Genomic DNA, 15849 nt, shown 5'->3' with positions numbered 1-15849 from the left:
GAACCGGCGGCCGGCCCGGGTTGGTGAGGATCAGTTGGCGAGGTCGTCGACCGTGGCCGACTCGTTGCGCGACAGGTTGATCCCGAGGTTGGCCGCAGCGCGCTCCAGGTCCTCGTCGTCGGTGTCGTGCATCTCGATGGCGGCACCGTCGGAGCTGAGGACCTCGACGTTCAGGCAGAGCGACTGAAGTTCCTTCAGCAGCACCTTGAACGACTCGGGGATACCCGGCTCCGGGATGTTCTCGCCCTTGACGATCGCCTCGTAGACCTTCACGCGGCCCACCACGTCGTCCGACTTGATGGTGAGCAGCTCCTGCAGGGTGTAGGCGGCACCGTATGCCTGCATCGCCCAGCACTCCATCTCACCGAAGCGCTGACCACCGAACTGCGCCTTACCACCGAGCGGCTGCTGGGTGATCATCGAGTACGGACCGGTCGAACGTGCGTGGATCTTGTCGTCGACCAGGTGGTGCAGCTTGATGATGTACATGTAGCCGACCGACACGGGGTACGGGAACGGCTCGCCGGAGCGACCGTCGAACAGCGTCGCCTTGCCGTCGCCGTTGACCATCACATCGCCGTCGCGGTTGGGGAGCGTCGAGGACAGCAGTCCGGTCAGCTCCTCCTCACGCGCACCGTCGAACACCGGGGTGGCGGTGTTGGTGTCGGGCTCCGCCGAGTACATGTCCTCGGGGAGGTTCGACGCCCACTCCGGCACGCCCTCGGCCACGTTGATGTTCCAGCCGGCCTTGGCGATCCACCCGAGGTGGGTCTCCAGGATCTGGCCGATGTTCATACGACGCGGCACACCGTGGGTGTTCAGGATGATGTCGACCGGCGTGCCGTCGGGCAGGAACGGCATGTCCTCCTGCGGGAGGATCTTGCCGATGACGCCCTTGTTGCCGTGGCGACCGGCGAGCTTGTCGCCGTCCTGGATCTTGCGCTTCTGGGCGACGTACACGCGGACCAGCTCGTTGACGCCGGGCGCGAGATCGTCGTCGTCGTCGCGGCTGAACACGCGCACGCCGATGACCTTGCCGGTCTCGCCGTGGGGCACCTTCAGCGAGGTGTCGCGGACCTCACGGGCCTTCTCACCGAAGATGGCACGCAGCAGGCGCTCCTCCGGGGTCAGCTCGGTCTCGCCCTTCGGGGTGACCTTGCCGACCAGGATGTCGCCGTCGCGGACCTCCGCACCGATGCGCACGATGCCGCGCTCGTCGAGGTCGGCGAGGACCTCGTCGGAGACGTTCGGGATGTCCCGGGTGATCTCCTCGGCACCGAGCTTGGTGTCGCGGGCGTCGATCTCGTGCTCCTCGATGTGGATCGAGGTGAGCACGTCCTCTTCGACGAGACGCTGGCTCAGGATGATCGCGTCCTCGTAGTTGTGACCCTCCCACGGCATGATCGCCACGAGCAGGTTCTTGCCGAGCGCCATCTCACCGTTCTCGGTGCACGGCCCGTCGGCGAGGACCTGACCGGCCTCCACGCGCTGGCCCTCGTCCACGATCGGACGCTGGTTGGCGCAGGTGCCGTGGTTCGAACGCGCGAACTTGCGCATCCGGTAGGTGTCACGCGTGCCCTCGTCGGACATGACGGTGATGTAGTCGGCCGAGACCTCCTCCACCACACCGGTCTTGGACGACACGATGACGTCACCGGCGTCGACGGCGGCACGGAGCTCCATGCCGGTGCCGACCAGCGGCGACTCGTTGCGCACCAGCGGCACGGCCTGACGCTGCATGTTCGCACCCATCAGGGCGCGGTTCGCGTCGTCGTGCTCGAGGAACGGGATCATCGCGGTCGCGACCGACACCATCTGACGCGGCGAGACGTCGAGGTACTCGACATCGGTGGCGCCCACGAACTCCACCTCGGAGCCCTTCTTGCGCACCAGCACACGCTCGTCGGTGATACGGCCGCTGCCGTCGAAGTTGGTGTTGGCCTGACCGATGAGGAAGCGATCCTCCTCGTCGGCGGTCATGTACTCGATCTCGTCGGTGACGACACCGTCGACGACCTTGCGGTACGGGGTCTCGATGAAGCCGAACGGGTTGACCCGCGCGTACACCGAGAGCGAACCGATCAGACCGATGTTCGGACCCTCAGGGGTCTCGATCGGGCACATACGGCCGTAGTGCGACGGGTGGACGTCGCGCACCTCGAGGCCGGCACGCTCACGGCTCAGACCACCCGGGCCGAGCGCCGACAGACGACGCTTGTGGGTGAGACCCGACAGCGGGTTGTTCTGGTCCATGAACTGCGACAGCTGGCTGGTTCCGAAGAACTCCTTGATCGCCGCCACGACGGGACGGATGTTGATCAGGGTCTGCGGGGTGATCGCCTCGACGTCCTGGGTGGTCATGCGCTCACGCACGACACGCTCCATACGCGAGAGGCCCACGCGGATCTGGTTCTGGATCAGCTCGCCGACGGTACGCAGACGACGGTTGCCGAAGTGGTCGATGTCGTCGACCTCGACGGGCACCTCGACGCCACCGGGCACGGTCATGTAGGTGACCGTGTGCGGATCGGCCTCGTGCAGACGCACCAGGTACTCGACGGTCGCGATGATGTCCTCGCGGGTCAGGGTCGACTCGCCGATCATCGGGTTGGCCGTCAGGCCCAGCTTCTTGTTGACCTTGTAACGGCCCACGCGAGCGAGGTCGTAGCGCTTGTCCTTGAAGAACAGGTTCTCCAGGAGGTTCTCCGCGGACTCCTTGGTCGGCGGCTCACCCGGACGCAGCTTGCGGTAGACCTCGAGGAGCGCCTCGTCCTGGTTGGCGGTGTTGTCCTTCTCCAGGGTCGACATCATGATCTCGGAGAAGCCGAAGCGCTCGGAGATCTCCTCGGTGGTGAAACCGAGGGCCTTGAGCAGCACGGTGACCGGCTGACGGCGCTTGCGGTCGATACGCACACCCACGGTGTCGCGCTTGTCGACGTCGAACTCCAGCCACGCACCGCGACCCGGGATCACCTTGACGGTGTGCAGGGTCTTCTCGGTGGCCTTGTCGATCGCGGCGTCGAAGTAGACGCCGGGGCTGCGGACCAGCTGGCTCACCACGACACGCTCGGTGCCGTTGATGATGAAGCTGCCCTTGTCGGTCATGATCGGGAAGTCGCCCATGAAGACGGTCTGCGACTTGATCTCACCGGTGTTGTTGTTGATGAACTCAGCGGTGACGAACAGCGGCGCCGCGTAGGTCATGTCCTTGTCCTTGCACTCCTCGACAGAGGCCTTGACCTCGTCGAAGTGCGGCTCGGAGAACGAAAGGGACATCGACCCGGAGAAGTCCTCGATCGGGGACAGCTCGTGGAGGATGTCCTCCAGCCCGCCCGTCGGGTTCTCGTCTCCGCGGGCGATCGCCTTGGCGCGCCACTCCGGGGACCCGACGAGCCATTCGAAGGAATCGAGTTGGAGGTCGAGGAGGCCGGGAACCTCCAGCGGCTCGCTGATCTTTGCAAACGACGCGCGATGCGGCGCGCCGGGGATTGTTGAGGTGGACTGGCGGTTGACTGCCAAGATGCGTCCTTCCAACACGACGTTATTCACAACCTAGATGTGCGGTGGCTTGATGGGCCGTTCGCTGGTGACACCCTGAGATCGGCGATCACCGCAGCACACACAGCTAAGAGTGGCCGTAGAAGGATCGGTAGATGGACAGGAGGCAGCCAGCGCAACGTCCAACTGTAGCAGAAAATAGACGTACTTTGTCAAGCCCGTCAAGAAGCGATTTCGCACGGGTGGCTGCCTGCACGTCGACCGCTGGTCACAGCCTGGCCCGACAACGCCCAAACGTCAAGCGGTACGCGCCAATTTCGCCAACTTGTCCCGCGAGTCACCCGTCCACCTGGCGCTCACGCGGCGATCAGAAGGGCTCGACGCCCTGGATCCGCCACGTATCCCCCTCCTTGACCATCGCGAACTGGACACGCGGGGCGAGACTGTTGGTGGCGATGCTGTTCTGTGTCTCGCTGATGATGAGGTTCGCGATGACCGTCGCACGCGCGCCGTCGCCTGCGCCGGACAGGTTGGTGACGCCGACCGCGTCGACCCGGCATTCGGCTCCCGACTTGGTCTGGGTGATCAGGTCGCGCTGGGTCTTCAGCGACTCGTCGAATTCCTTGCGCGCATCTCCGGTGAGCGCGTTCTGGGCGCGTTTCGCCCAGCCGTCGAGGTCGGTGTGCTCGTGTCCCCACACCGCGCAGATCTGCTCCTGCGACTGGCCGATGAGCTCGGTGGTGGCGCTCTGATCGACGAACGCCCGGTTCTCCCCGAGGCCCGGCCGGAAGGCCAGGATCACCGCGGCGACGCCGAGCAGCACGGCCACCCCGGCCAGCATCGCGGTCAACAGCAGCGGATTGCGCTTCTTCGCCGGTCCCCGCTCGGGGGCCGGCCGAGACGGCCCAGAACCGGTCGACGACGGACCGTCCGCGCCTGTCTGCGTTCCGCTGGGACGCAGAGTCGAAACCCGCGACACCGGGCGGGTCCTGGTCGTGGGCGGGGTGGGTTCGGCCCCTTCGAGGCCCGGCGTCTCCGCTCCTCGCTCCTCAGCGGGCACGGAGACTTCCGCGTCGTCGGACTTCGACAGGGACACACCGGATTCGGTGGCCAGCTCGTCGGCGTCCGAACGCGCGGCACGGGTGTGTCCGGCGACCTTCGGCGTCGGACGTCGCTTGCGCGGGGGCTGGTTCGGGGTCGGTGCCATCAGTTTCCGCCTCCCGTCGCGGGCGCCTGGCCGGCGTCGGCGTACTCGATGCCCTCGAGACCGGCGACGTTCTCGGCCTTCCAGGTGTCTCCCTCACGGGTCATGCTGACCTGGAAGCCGCGCGTCTGGTCGACGTTCGGCTCCCCGGCGCGCTGGAGAGTCGTGAGGACGTAGACGAGGACCTTCGCCTTGCCACCCTCGTCGTCGACCTCGCTCGGCGCACTGCGCAGCAGCCGCGCACTGAGCTTCGCGGTGTTCTCCCCCGCCTCGGCGAGCACGTCGAGGACGTTGCCGGTCTCGCCGGCCTTCTCGTCGCCGGCCTTCTCATCGCCGTCCGTCGCGTCGCCGAGGACCTCTTGCTTGGCCTTGCCGGTAAGCGAACCCTCCGCGCGCTGACGGAAGTCGTCGATGTTCGCCGGGTCGATCGTGGTGATGTTCAGGACGGCCTGCTCGGCTGCCTGGGTCGCCTCGTCGCGCGCGTCCTTGGTGGCGTACGCACCCATGGCCTGGACACCGAAGACCGCCACGCACACGAGTGCCGCGATCACCGCGACCACGGACAGCGCGAGTAGTCCCACGCGGGTCGTCGTCGAACCCGAGGAATCCGGGGTCTCGGGGCCGGTGATTGTCGAGGTGCCAGTCATAGCAGAAGACACTGTATAGATCGCTCCTGAGCACAGCCTAAGTCCCGATCGGCCCGCGCTGGGCGGGGCGTCGGGCTCGGCAGGCCGCGCGTCGTTACTTGGGCCGCACGCCGAGCAGCGCACTGAGCTGCATGGCGAGCGGGTTGAGGTTCAGCTTGTCCGGGTCCTTCTTCGGCGTGTTGTCCCACGGCTGCGGGTACGCCGGGTTGGCGTACTGCGCACGGTCGGCGCCGCGCACACCCGTCGGGTTCCCGAACGGCACCTTGCATCGGGCCTCGGTGTTGAACGGGAACTCGTCGTAGTGGACGTCGAAGTTCGGGTTCTTGCGCTTCATCTCCGCGATGATCTCCTGGGTCCCCTCGTAACCGCGGGTACACGAGGCCGGGTTGTTGGTCTCCAGGACGATACCGAAGTGGATCTGACCGTCACCGGGAGCCGGCGAGTGACTGCCCGCAGACAGTGCCGACAGCATCGCGAACGTCATCGACGTCGTGTAGGTGACCGGCTCGATCGTGCGCGCCACCTCGGCGAGATCCTTCACCACCTTGGAGATGTCGTTGCCGTTCTTCTGGATCAACTCGGAGATCTGCGTCGCCGACAAGGTGCCGGTGGTCAGCAGCCGGCGCAGATCCGGATCCGACGACGCCAGGGTCGCGGTGATCAGGTCGAGGTTGCGCGACCAGCTGAGGATTGCGTCGGACTGGTCGGCCTGTGTCGCCAGGACGACGTTCGAATCCTGGATCAGCCCGACCACCTCGCTCAGGTTGTCGACGCCGGCCCGCGAGAGCTTGCCGAGGGAATCGACGAGCCGGGTGAGGTTCTCCCCCTGGCCGTTGAATGCGTTACCCAGTTCGGTGATGACGGTGTGCAGGTCGTCGACCGGGATCGACGAGGTGAAGTCGACCGCGGACTTGACCACGTCCTCGAGCGGCTCGGGCAACCGCGATTCCCGGATGGTCGAGCCGTTCTCGAGATAGGGCCCCGACGCCGAGGTCGGCTGCAGGTCGACGTACTGCTCACCGATCGCCGAACGCGATGCCACCACGGCCACCGCCGACGCCGGGATCTTCGGTCCGCCCGAGTCGAGCTCGAGCTTGACGTCGACACCCTCCTGGGTGAGGTCGAGCGCACCGACCCGGCCGACCGGCACACCCAGGTAGGTGACCTCGGCGTTGGTGAAGATGCCGCCGGAGGCGGGCAGCTCGGCGGTGACGGTGTACATGCCGACGCCGACCAGCTTGTCCAGCCGTGCGTACTTCGCGCCGACGTAGGCCAGTGCGACGAGGCCGACGATGACGAAGGCGATCAGCTGGATCTTGACGAGCTTGCCGATCATCGTCCTGCTCCTGTCGGTGACTCAGGGGCCTGGGACTTGGGGGCCAGACCCATGGCCGCGAGCGGGCCGTCGAGAACCCCCTGGCCGGGCGCCGCCGGTACGGGCGCCGAGGCCGGGTAGGTGCCACCCGACGGTGGGGTGTTGGGTCCCGGCCGTGAGTTCGGGGCCGGCGGGAGCAGCGTGATCGTCGGCCAGCCGTACCGCGGCCCGTTGCCGTTGTAGTACGGGTTGCGCGGATTGACCGGCACCTTCACGCGGGCCGGCGGCGAGTACTTCGGTGTCCCCTGCCCGACGCCGAGGGCCTCGAGCTGGTTGAGGATGCGCAGGTCCAGCGTCATGAACAGATTGGCCGAGTCACCGTGGAAGGCCGGGAGGACCCAGTCCGGGAACGGGAGCGTCAGCATCAGCGGCGCCGCGGTGATCAGGTCCGGTGCGGCCTTGGTCAGCTCGCTCAGGATCGGCCGCAGCGCCTTGAGATCGTTGATCAGCGCCGTGCGGGACTTGCCCAGCACATCGGTACCGACCTGACCGAGCTGATCGAGCTTGGTCAGCAGGTCGACGAACTGCGGTCGCTGTTCCTCGAGCACCTCGATGCCCTCGGGGAGCTGCTTGAGGATGCGGTCGATCTGTGCGGTCTGCTTCTCGGTCCGTGCGGACAGATCCGCGAGACCGTCGATCGCGGCGACGATGTCGTCGCGCTGACGATTGAGCCCCGCGATGAGTTTCTCCGTCTGATCGATCAGGCTGCGCACCTCGTCGGTACGGCCGCCGAGCGTCTTGTTCAGCTCCGAGACGATCGGCTGCAGCTGGTTGATGCCACCGCCGGTCAGCAGCAACGCCAGGGCTCCGAGAACCTGCTCGATGTCGGTCGCGGTACGCGTGCGGTCCACCGGGATCGGCTCGGCGGGATTCTGCCGCGGCGCGTTCGCGCTGTTGTCCGGATCGCTCAGCGACACGAACTTCTCACCGAGAAGCGAGGTCTGTTGGACGCTGGCCTGCGCCTCGTCGGACAGGTCGACGTCGTTCTGGACCTCGACGGTGACCTGCGCGAACCAGGCGTCGTTCGGCACCTCGACCTTGGTGACGCGCCCGACGGGGATGCCGTCGCGTTTGACCATCGACTGCGGCACCAGGTCGAGCACGTCGTCGAACTGGATCTTGTATGTGCGCGGGCTGCTCCCGGTGTCGACGCCGCCGGGCAGCGGGATCGACTGGATGCCGCCGGACATACAGCCCGACACCATCACGGTCAGCGAGAGCGCGGCGCCGGCCAGGGTGGTCCGCACGGAGCGTCGGTTCATCAGTTGCCTCCCCGGGGTCGCGGGGCACTCGAGCTCGGTGACGGCTTCGTCGACGGGGTCTTCGTCGCCGACGGTGCAGGCGTGTTGATCTGCGGGTCGGGGTTGCCCGGAACCGTGCCCGGAACCGGTGCCTTCTGCAGCTTGTTGTTGCTCATGATGCCGAAGGGCAGCACCGGTAACACCGGCTCGAGCACCCCGTCGGTGATCTGCTTGCCGATGGCCTCACATTGGTTGATCAGCGGGCGCAGAGTGTTGCTGAACTGCGTGAACTGCGGGTTTCCCGGCATCAGCGCGCCCAGATCGAGCAGGCGGCACTGCGCGCCGATCAGGTCCTGCAGCTCCGGGATCGTCAGACGCAGGGCCAGCGTTCCCGACTCCGCGTCGTAGGCGTTGATCAGGTTGTTCATGGCCACCGGCAGGACCGTCAGGACCTCTTTGAGGTTGTTCTTCTCATCGAGCAGCGCTTGCGTGGTCGGCTGCAGGTCCTTGACCGTCTCCCCGATCTGCTCACGGTTGTCGGCCAGGAAGCCGGCCACATCCCCGAGCGCGATCGACAACTTGTTCAGCGCGGCTGCGAGTTGTTCGCGCTCACCCGCGAGGAACCTGTTGAACGACGCCATCTGGGTGTTGAACTGCCGCACCTGGGCGTCGTTCTCGCGCAGCGCGCCGACGAAGGTGTTGAGGCCCTTGACGGTGTCGAAGAGGTTGTTCCGCGAATCGCTCAGCGTCGTGGAGGCCTTCGACAGGTTCTCGATGGCCTTTCCGAGCTTCTCGCCGTTGCCGGCGAGGTTCTCGGCGCCCGTCGCGACGAGTTCACTCACCGCGCCCTGGCGTCCGGTGCCGTCGGTCTTGTTCGCGCCGTCGGGCCCGAGGGCGTCCGACAGTTCCTTGACGCTGGCGTAGAGCTCGTCGACCTCGACCGGGACCATGGTCTGGTCCTCGTTCAGGGTGATGTCGCGACCGGCCTTCGGGCCTCCCGAGTAGGCCGGGGTCAGTTGCACGAAACGGTCGGCGACGACCGATGGGATCATCTGCACGGCACGGACGTTCTCGGGCAGCGTGATGCCGCGGTCGACCGTCATGGTCACCTTCACCGTCTCACCCTGCGGCGTCACCGAATCGACCTTGCCCACGGCCACGCCGAGGATGCGGACGTCGGAACCGGAATAGATGCCGACCGAACGTTTGAACGTCGCGGTGATCTTGGTGGTCCCGATCGCGGAGAACACCCACCACAGGGCGCCCGCGACGACGAGCGCGAGAATCAGCCCGAGGATGAGCGCGACGATGTGCCGCGGGGTGAACCAGCGGCCGGGGCCGGAGATCTGTGTCAGGTCTGGTGCGGTCATCAGCCTGCCCCCGTTCCGCCGTTGTTTTCCATCGCCGTCTTGTTCGGCGGCCGTGTGGTGTTCTGCTGCGGCAGCGCCGGCGGCAGTAGGTTCACCACGACCTGATCGAACCAACGGCCGTTGCCGAGGACGTTGGCGTACAGGCGGTAGAACGGCGCCATGTTCTTGATCGTGTCGCGGATGTTCTGGTTCTGACGCTGCAGCAGCTCGTTCACGCCCTTCAGCGCGTCGAGCGCCGGGCCGATCTGCTCCTCGTTGTCGCGCACGATGCCGGTAAGCGAGTCGCCGAGGCTCGTCGTGCTGGCCAGCAGAGCGGAGATGGACTGCTGCCGGTTGTTCAACTCGTCGAGCAGCTGGCCCGCGCCGCCGATCAGGCGCACGAACTCCTCGTTGCGATCGGCCAGGAGCTTCGAGGTGTCCTTGGTCGCGGCGAGGAGCTTCTGCACCTCCTGGTCGCGGCTGGCGATCGTGTTGGACAACCGCGCGAGACCGTCGAGCGCGGGTCCGGTGTTGCCGGCCGTACCGGAGAAGGCATCCGACAGCACGCGCATCGACTCGGCCAGCTGATCGTTGTCGAAGTCCTCGATCTGCTGCGCCGCACCCGAGAACGCCTCGATGACGTCGTAGGGCGAGACCGTGTCGGTGAGCGGAACGTCGGGGTCGGCCGGTTCACTGCCACGCGGGTTCAGTCCCAGGTACTTCTGCCCCAGGATCGTCTTGATCTGGATCGATGCCTGTGTCTGGTCGCCGATCCAGGTGTTCTCCACCTTGAAGCTGACGTCGACGCGGTCGCCGTTGAGCTTCACGCTCTCGACCTCGCCGACCTTGACGCCTGCCACGCGCACCTCATTACCCGCCCTGAGTCCGGCGGCCTCGGTGAACTGCGCGGTGTAGCGGGCGCCGGCGCCCAGCAGCGGAACCTCGGTCAGGTAGAAGGCACTGAGTCCGAGCATCAGGAGGATCAGGACACCGATGGCGCCGATGCTGACCGGGCTGCGTCGTCCGCCGAAGCGGCGATGCGGGTGCTGCGCCGGCTGCTTCGCGGCGTCGTCGTCGCCGTTGTCGTCGGCGCGGTTGTTCTCGTCTGCCATCGTGGTCACCCCCCTGGCTTCTCGTCAGCCCAGCAACGGGTGGCCGCACTGGTGTAGAGCACGTGATTGATGTCGGGCAGCGGCACCAGCGGCTGTGTCAGCAGCGTCGACTTGCCGTTGCCGGCGACGACGTCGATACCGCACAGATAGAACTGGAACCAGGAACCGAAGGTCGCGGCCCGGCCGACCTTGCGCAGCTTGACCGGGAGGTTGGTCAGCGTCTCCTCGATGTCCTCGTTGCGCTTGTTGATCTCGTCGGACAGCGACTTCAGTCCGGCGATGTCGCCCTGGATCGACGGGCGCGTCGCACCGAGGATGTTCGCGGTCACCGAGGTCAGATTCGACACGGAACTGATCGCCGATCCCACCGAACCGCGTTGCGCGGCAAGCCCGGTCACCAACTTCTCGGTGTTGTCGAGGAGGCTGGTGAACTGCTCGTCGTTGCGGTTGACCGTGTCGAGGACCTTGGTGAGGTTGCCGATCAGCTCACCGATCACCTTGTCCTTGTCGGCGATCGCGTTCGTCAGGTCCGCGGTGTCGCTGACCAGCCGCGTGATCGAGCCGCCCTGACCGTCGAAGACCGCGATGATCTCGGAGGTCAGCTTGTTGACGTCGTCGGCCGACAGCTGTTGGAACAGCGGCCGGAACCCGTTGAACAACTCGGTGAGGTTGACCGGCGGGTGGGTGGAGTCGTCGTCCTCGTCCAACCCGAACGTGTGACCCTGCGACACGGTCCGGGCCGGGTCGCCGGCGCCGCGTTCGAGCGCCAGATACCGCAGGCCGGTGAGGTTGCGATAGCGGATGTAGAGCTGGGTCCCGTCGGGCAACCGGTCGCGGTCGAGGTTGAACGAGACCATCGCCCGGTTGCGGTCGTAGACCTCGACTTTCTCCACCTGTCCCACTCGCACGCCGGCGATGCGGACGTCGTCGCCGGAGTTCAGCAGGGTGGCGTCGTCGAAGACGGCCTTGAACTTCGCGTCTCCGCCGCCGCCGGCGTTCGCGATGGTGATCGCGAGCAGGCTGGTCGTCACGACGGTGACGACCGCGAAGATGATCAGCTTGACCAGGGGCGCGATTATCGACCTCATTTGATCTCGACCTGCGCTCCCTGGAGGGAACCGCCGGCGATCATGGTCACCCAGGTCGGCACCGACTCCGGCGAACGGCCGCTCGTGGCGCCGTAGATGACCTGCAGCTGCTTGCGGTAGTCCGGATCGTCGAACGGGTTGGACCGGACCGATGCGGTACCGGCAGGCACGCCGCTGAACTGCGGCTGCGGCAGCTTCTGAACGTTGCGCGGACCGGCGTTGCGTGACGGCGGCTGGTAGCTGCCGTCGGCGAGACTGCCACCCGGATACTGCGGGAACGGGCGACCGTCGGTGGGGGGCTCGTAGCAGACGGCGGGTGGGTCGAGATCCATGAAGCGGGGTTCGTCCTGGTTCGGTAGATAGCGGCCACGAGGATTGATGAACTGCAGGTTCACCCGCACACCCGGGTTCTTGGTGCCCTCGCCCACGATTCTGCGTGACTCGGGGATCAGACCCACGAAGTTGCGGAACGTGCAGACGAAGGTCGGCGACTGCTTCGCGAGTCCGACGAGCAACTCTTCCGAGTCGACAGCGAGGTCGATCAGGTCGGTGCGGTTCTGGCGCAGCCAGCCGGTGAGGTCGTCGGATGCCACACCGAGGGTCGCGATGAGCGTCCGCAGATCTGCCTGCCGTTCGACGATGGTGTTCGACGTCGTCCGGAACGAGTCCAGTGCGTCGACGACGTCGGGCAGCGCCTGCGAGTAGGTCTGCGAGAAGGTCGCCAGGCCCTCGAGGGTGCCCTCGAGGTCGGGCAGGTTCTTGTTGACCTCGACGAAGATCTGGTCGAGCTCTTCGAGCGTCGTGCCGAGCTGCTCACCGCGGCCCGACAACGCCTTCGACAGCGCGGTCAGCGTGGCGTTGAGATCCTGCGGCGGGATGGCGTCGAGGACCGGAAGCAGCTTGTCGAACAACTCCTGGACCTCGAGTGCGTTGCCGCTGCGATCGGTCTCGATGGTCGCGCCGTTGGTCAGCGTCGGTCCGGTGTTGTCCTCGGGGACCTGCAGCGCCACGTACCGCTCGCCGAAGAGCGTCTTCGGCAGGATCCGCGCGGTGGTCTTGTCCGACAGTTCCTTCGCCTTGTTCGGGTCGAGGCCGAGGATGACCTCGACCGACCCGTCGGGCGCCGGCTTCACCTCACGGACCTCGCCGACGACCATGCCGCGCGCCTTCACGTCGGCGTTCGCGGGCAGCGCGTTGCCGGTGGAGTCGGTCATCAGGGTGACGTCGGTGAAGTCCTGGAACGTCTTGTTGAACTTGGTGATGGTCGCGGTGAGGAACAGTGCGACCACGAGAAAGAAGACCAGGCCGAGCAGCCTTCTACGCAGGACCGACACCGCTAACCTCCCACTCTGACCGTCGTCGTGGTGCCCCAGATCGCGAGTCCCAGGAAGAAGTCGAGGATCGCGATGAGGACCAGTGCCGAGCGGACCGCGTGACCGACGGCCACGCCCACACCTGCGGGTCCACCCGATGCGTAGTAGCCGTAGTAGCAGTGCACCAGGATGATCACGAAGGCGAAGACCAGCACCTTGCCGAACGACCAGAGCACGTCGGCCGGCGGCAGGAACAGGTTGAAGTAGTGGTCGTAGGAACCGCCTGACTGTCCATTGAAGACCGTCGTGACCACCCGAGACGCCAGGTACGCCGACAGCAGACCGAGCACGTACAGCGGGATGACCGCGATGAACCCGGCGATCACGCGCGTCGACACGAGGAACGGGATCGACGGCACGGCCATCGTCTCGAGGGCGTCGATCTCCTCCGAGATGCGCATGGCGCCGAGCTGGGCGGTGAAGCCACAGCCGACGGTCGCGGACAGGGCGAGGCCCGCCACCAGAGGCGCCACCTCACGGGTGTTGACATAGGCCGACAGGAAGCCGGTCAGTGCCTGCGACCCGATCTGGTCGAGTGCCGCATAACCCTGAAGGCCGACGACGACGCCGGTGAAGCCCGACATCAGCACCATCACGCCGATGGTGCCGCCGATCACCGCGAGTCCGCCCGAGCCGAAGGCAACTTCGGCGAGTAGGCGCAGGACCTCACGGGTGTAGTGCACCAGCGTCTTCGGCATCCACGCGAGCGTGCGGCCGTAGAACGACATCTGCTCACCGGCGCCGTCGAGCACCTTGAGTGGTCTGCCCAGCTGTTTGCGGGCCTCGTACATGTAGTACTCGGGCCTGCTCTTGGCGATCGTCACGCCGCCGCCACCATCGGTCACGACTAGCTCCCCTTCGGTGGGACGATCTGCAGGTAGACCGCAGTGATGATCAGATTGGCGAGAAACAGCAGAAGGAATGTGATGACGACGCTCTGGTTGACGGCGTCACCCACACCCTTCGGGCCGCCCTTGGGATTGAGGCCCTTGTAGGCGGCGACGACGCCGGCGAGGACACCGAAGACCGCGGCCTTCAGCGTCGACACCCAGAGGTCGGGCAGCTGGGCGAGGGCACCGAACGACGCCAGGTAGGCGCCCGGGGTGCCGCCCTGCATCACCACGTTGAAGAAGTAACCACCACCGATGCCGATGACGGCGACCAGACCGTTGAGCAGTATCGCGACCAGGACCATGGCCAGCACACGCGGGACCACGAGTCGCTGGATGGGGTTGATGCCCAACACTTCCATCGCGTCGATCTCCTCGCGGATGGTGCGCGAACCGAGGTCGGCGGCAACCGCCGACCCGGCCGCACCCGCGATGAGGAGCGAGGTCACGAGTGGTGACCCCTGCTGGATGACCACCAACACGCTGGCCGCACCGGTGTACGACTCGGCGCCGAGTTGTTTGATCAGCGAACCCGTCTGCAAGGAGACGATCGCGCCGAACGGAATCGCGATCAGGGCGGTGGGCAGGATCGTCACACTGGCGATGAACCACGCCTGCTGGATGAACTCCCGCCACTGAAACGGGCGCACAAAGGTCTGGCGTGCAACATCGACGAAGAGCTGAACGATATTGCCGGTCTGGGCTAGGGCGCCCGTTCCGGCCTGCGCGATTCGGTCGACGCCACGCGTGGTGGCATTGGTCATCCCTGGATCGTCCGCCCTTCGTTTGCGTCTGAAGCACGATGACTGGGCTTGGTCAGTGCGTCGCCGCCACCGGGCGTCTGCCACTGCTCTGTCGGCGCATCGCTGCCGCCGTAGTCGATCACGTCGGTCTTGGCGTCGGCGACGGCCAGGTTCCCCGAGGAAGCGCTCGTCCACTCGTTGTCCCCGCTGTGGCGTCCGTTCGCCACATCCTCGGCGTGGGCGCGGCTCTCCTCGCGGATCTGGTCTTCCTGCTCCTGGCTGCGACGGATGGCCTCCTGCGCGTTCTGCGGCAGGCCGGGCAGCATCGCATGCACGCGCTCACGGTGACGGGCGACCGCCTTGCGTTCGGGCATACCCGGATTGGGCTGGACCTGCGGGATGATCTCGGTGAAGTCCTCCTTGGTACCACCACCGGAGATACCCGCGGCCTGCATGGCCTCTTCCTGCTTCTGGACGGCCTCGTCCTTCTCCTCCGACATACCGATCGGACCGAACCGGTCACCGGAGAGGAACTGCTTGACCACCGGCTGCTCCGAGGTCAGCAACTGCTCACGCGGACCGAACATCACCAGCTCCTTCCGGAACAACATGCCGATGTTGTCCGGGATCGTGCGCGCGATGTTGATGTTGTGCGTCACGATCAGGATCGTCGCATCGATCTGGGCGTTGATGTCGATCAACAACTGGCTGATGTAGGCGGTACGCACCGGATCCAGACCCGAATCCGGCTCGTCACACAAAATGATCTGCGGATCGAGCACCAACGCGCGCGCCAGACCGGCACGCTTGCGCATACCACCGGAGATCTCACCGGGAAGCTTGTCCTCGGCACCGGTCAGACCGACCAGATCGATCTTCTCCATCACGATGTCGCGGACCTCGTTCTCCTTCTTCTTCGTGTGCTCACGAAGCGGGAACGCGATGTTGTCGAACAACGACATCGAACCGAACAGGGCACCATCCTGGAACAGCACACCGAACAGCTTGCGGATCTCATAGAGCTCTTTGGCCGAACACTGCGTGATATCGGTGCCATCGACGATCACCGACCCCTGCTCGGGATGCAGCAACCCGATCAACGTCTTCAAGAACACCGACTTACCGGTACCCGACGGACCGAGCAGCGCAGACACCTCACCCTCCGGGAGGGTCAGCGTGACATCACGCCAAATATTCTGCGAACCAAACGACTTCGTGAGCCCCTCGACACTGACCTCAACACCCACAACTTCCTCCAGACGATCGCTGCCCCCGAAGGCGGCCACGGTGTGACCGCACACCAACCGGTGGCATTTGTGGTTGGGGTCA

At 65.9% G+C, this 15849-nt stretch carries 12 protein-coding genes; all 12 read right to left on the bottom strand.

Going from position 1 to position 15849, the window contains the following annotated elements; genetic code table 11:
• Positions 1-30: 30 nt before the first annotated feature.
• The gene (gene rpoB / locus GOAMI_RS05145; RefSeq protein WP_006435326.1) at positions 31-3537 is read right to left on the bottom strand and encodes a DNA-directed RNA polymerase subunit beta; all 3507 of its coding nucleotides are present in this window, start codon (positions 3535-3537) and stop codon (positions 31-33) included.
• A 328-nt stretch (positions 3538-3865) separates the two neighbouring features.
• The gene (locus GOAMI_RS05140; RefSeq protein WP_005199672.1) at positions 3866-4705 is read right to left on the bottom strand and encodes a hypothetical protein; all 840 of its coding nucleotides are present in this window, start codon (positions 4703-4705) and stop codon (positions 3866-3868) included.
• On the bottom strand, positions 4705-5349 hold the full coding sequence (locus tag GOAMI_RS05135; protein ID WP_210735179.1) for a hypothetical protein: 645 nt from the start codon (positions 5347-5349) through the stop codon (positions 4705-4707). The genes GOAMI_RS05140 and GOAMI_RS05135 overlap by 1 nt, the downstream gene beginning before the upstream one ends.
• Before the next feature lie 94 nt (positions 5350-5443).
• Positions 5444-6685 (bottom strand): MCE family protein, encoded by a 1242-nt coding sequence (locus GOAMI_RS05130; RefSeq protein WP_005199670.1) that lies wholly within the window; start codon positions 6683-6685, stop codon positions 5444-5446.
• Positions 6682-7986, bottom strand: a complete 1305-nt coding sequence (locus GOAMI_RS05125; protein WP_006435325.1) for an MCE family protein — start codon at positions 7984-7986, stop codon at positions 6682-6684. Before GOAMI_RS05125 ends, GOAMI_RS05130 begins: the two co-directional genes overlap by 4 nt.
• On the bottom strand, positions 7986-9335 hold the full coding sequence (locus GOAMI_RS05120) for an MCE family protein (protein WP_005199668.1): 1350 nt from the start codon (positions 9333-9335) through the stop codon (positions 7986-7988). The genes GOAMI_RS05125 and GOAMI_RS05120 overlap by 1 nt, the downstream gene beginning before the upstream one ends.
• A complete protein-coding gene (locus GOAMI_RS05115) occupies positions 9335-10426 on the bottom strand; it encodes an MCE family protein (RefSeq protein ID WP_024499808.1) in 1092 nt (363 codons plus the stop codon). Before GOAMI_RS05115 ends, GOAMI_RS05120 begins: the two co-directional genes overlap by 1 nt.
• Before the next feature lie 5 nt (positions 10427-10431).
• A complete protein-coding gene (locus GOAMI_RS05110; protein WP_005199666.1) occupies positions 10432-11514 on the bottom strand; it encodes an MCE family protein in 1083 nt (360 codons plus the stop codon).
• Positions 11511-12848 (bottom strand): MCE family protein, encoded by a 1338-nt coding sequence (locus GOAMI_RS05105; protein WP_005199664.1) that lies wholly within the window; start codon positions 12846-12848, stop codon positions 11511-11513. The genes GOAMI_RS05110 and GOAMI_RS05105 overlap by 4 nt, the downstream gene beginning before the upstream one ends.
• Before the next feature lie 2 nt (positions 12849-12850).
• Positions 12851-13678 (bottom strand): MlaE family ABC transporter permease, encoded by an 828-nt coding sequence (locus GOAMI_RS05100; RefSeq protein WP_081598192.1) that lies wholly within the window; start codon positions 13676-13678, stop codon positions 12851-12853.
• A 56-nt stretch (positions 13679-13734) separates the two neighbouring features.
• The gene (locus tag GOAMI_RS05095) at positions 13735-14541 is read right to left on the bottom strand and encodes an MlaE family ABC transporter permease (protein ID WP_005199661.1); all 807 of its coding nucleotides are present in this window, start codon (positions 14539-14541) and stop codon (positions 13735-13737) included.
• Positions 14538-15767, bottom strand: coding sequence for an ABC transporter ATP-binding protein (locus GOAMI_RS05090; protein WP_005199659.1), 1230 nt, complete (start codon positions 15765-15767; stop codon positions 14538-14540). Before GOAMI_RS05090 ends, GOAMI_RS05095 begins: the two co-directional genes overlap by 4 nt.
• Positions 15768-15849 lie beyond the last annotated feature (82 nt).

The organism is Gordonia amicalis NBRC 100051 = JCM 11271 (genome assembly GCF_000332995.1).
Classification (GTDB): domain Bacteria; phylum Actinomycetota; class Actinomycetes; order Mycobacteriales; family Mycobacteriaceae; genus Gordonia; species Gordonia amicalis.
This window is presented reverse-complemented; position numbering and strand designations above follow the sequence as displayed.

What these genes read in the sequence shown, in the direction of transcription:
- GOAMI_RS05095 (WP_005199661.1), bottom strand. Translation starts at nt 14,541, where the DNA reads ATGACCAATGCCACCACGCGTGGCGTCGACCGAATCGCGCAGGCCGGA.
- GOAMI_RS05135 (WP_210735179.1), bottom strand. Translation starts at nt 5,349, where the DNA reads ATGACTGGCACCTCGACAATCACCGGCCCCGAGACCCCGGATTCCTCG.
- GOAMI_RS05130 (WP_005199670.1), bottom strand. Translation starts at nt 6,685, where the DNA reads ATGATCGGCAAGCTCGTCAAGATCCAGCTGATCGCCTTCGTCATCGTC.
- GOAMI_RS05115 (WP_024499808.1), bottom strand. Translation starts at nt 10,426, where the DNA reads ATGGCAGACGAGAACAACCGCGCCGACGACAACGGCGACGACGACGCC.
- GOAMI_RS05140 (WP_005199672.1), bottom strand. Translation starts at nt 4,705, where the DNA reads ATGGCACCGACCCCGAACCAGCCCCCGCGCAAGCGACGTCCGACGCCG.
- GOAMI_RS05100 (WP_081598192.1), bottom strand. Translation starts at nt 13,678, where the DNA reads ATGTACGAGGCCCGCAAACAGCTGGGCAGACCACTCAAGGTGCTCGAC.
- GOAMI_RS05110 (WP_005199666.1), bottom strand. Translation starts at nt 11,514, where the DNA reads ATGAGGTCGATAATCGCGCCCCTGGTCAAGCTGATCATCTTCGCGGTC.
- GOAMI_RS05120 (WP_005199668.1), bottom strand. Translation starts at nt 9,335, where the DNA reads ATGACCGCACCAGACCTGACACAGATCTCCGGCCCCGGCCGCTGGTTC.
- GOAMI_RS05125 (WP_006435325.1), bottom strand. Translation starts at nt 7,986, where the DNA reads ATGAACCGACGCTCCGTGCGGACCACCCTGGCCGGCGCCGCGCTCTCG.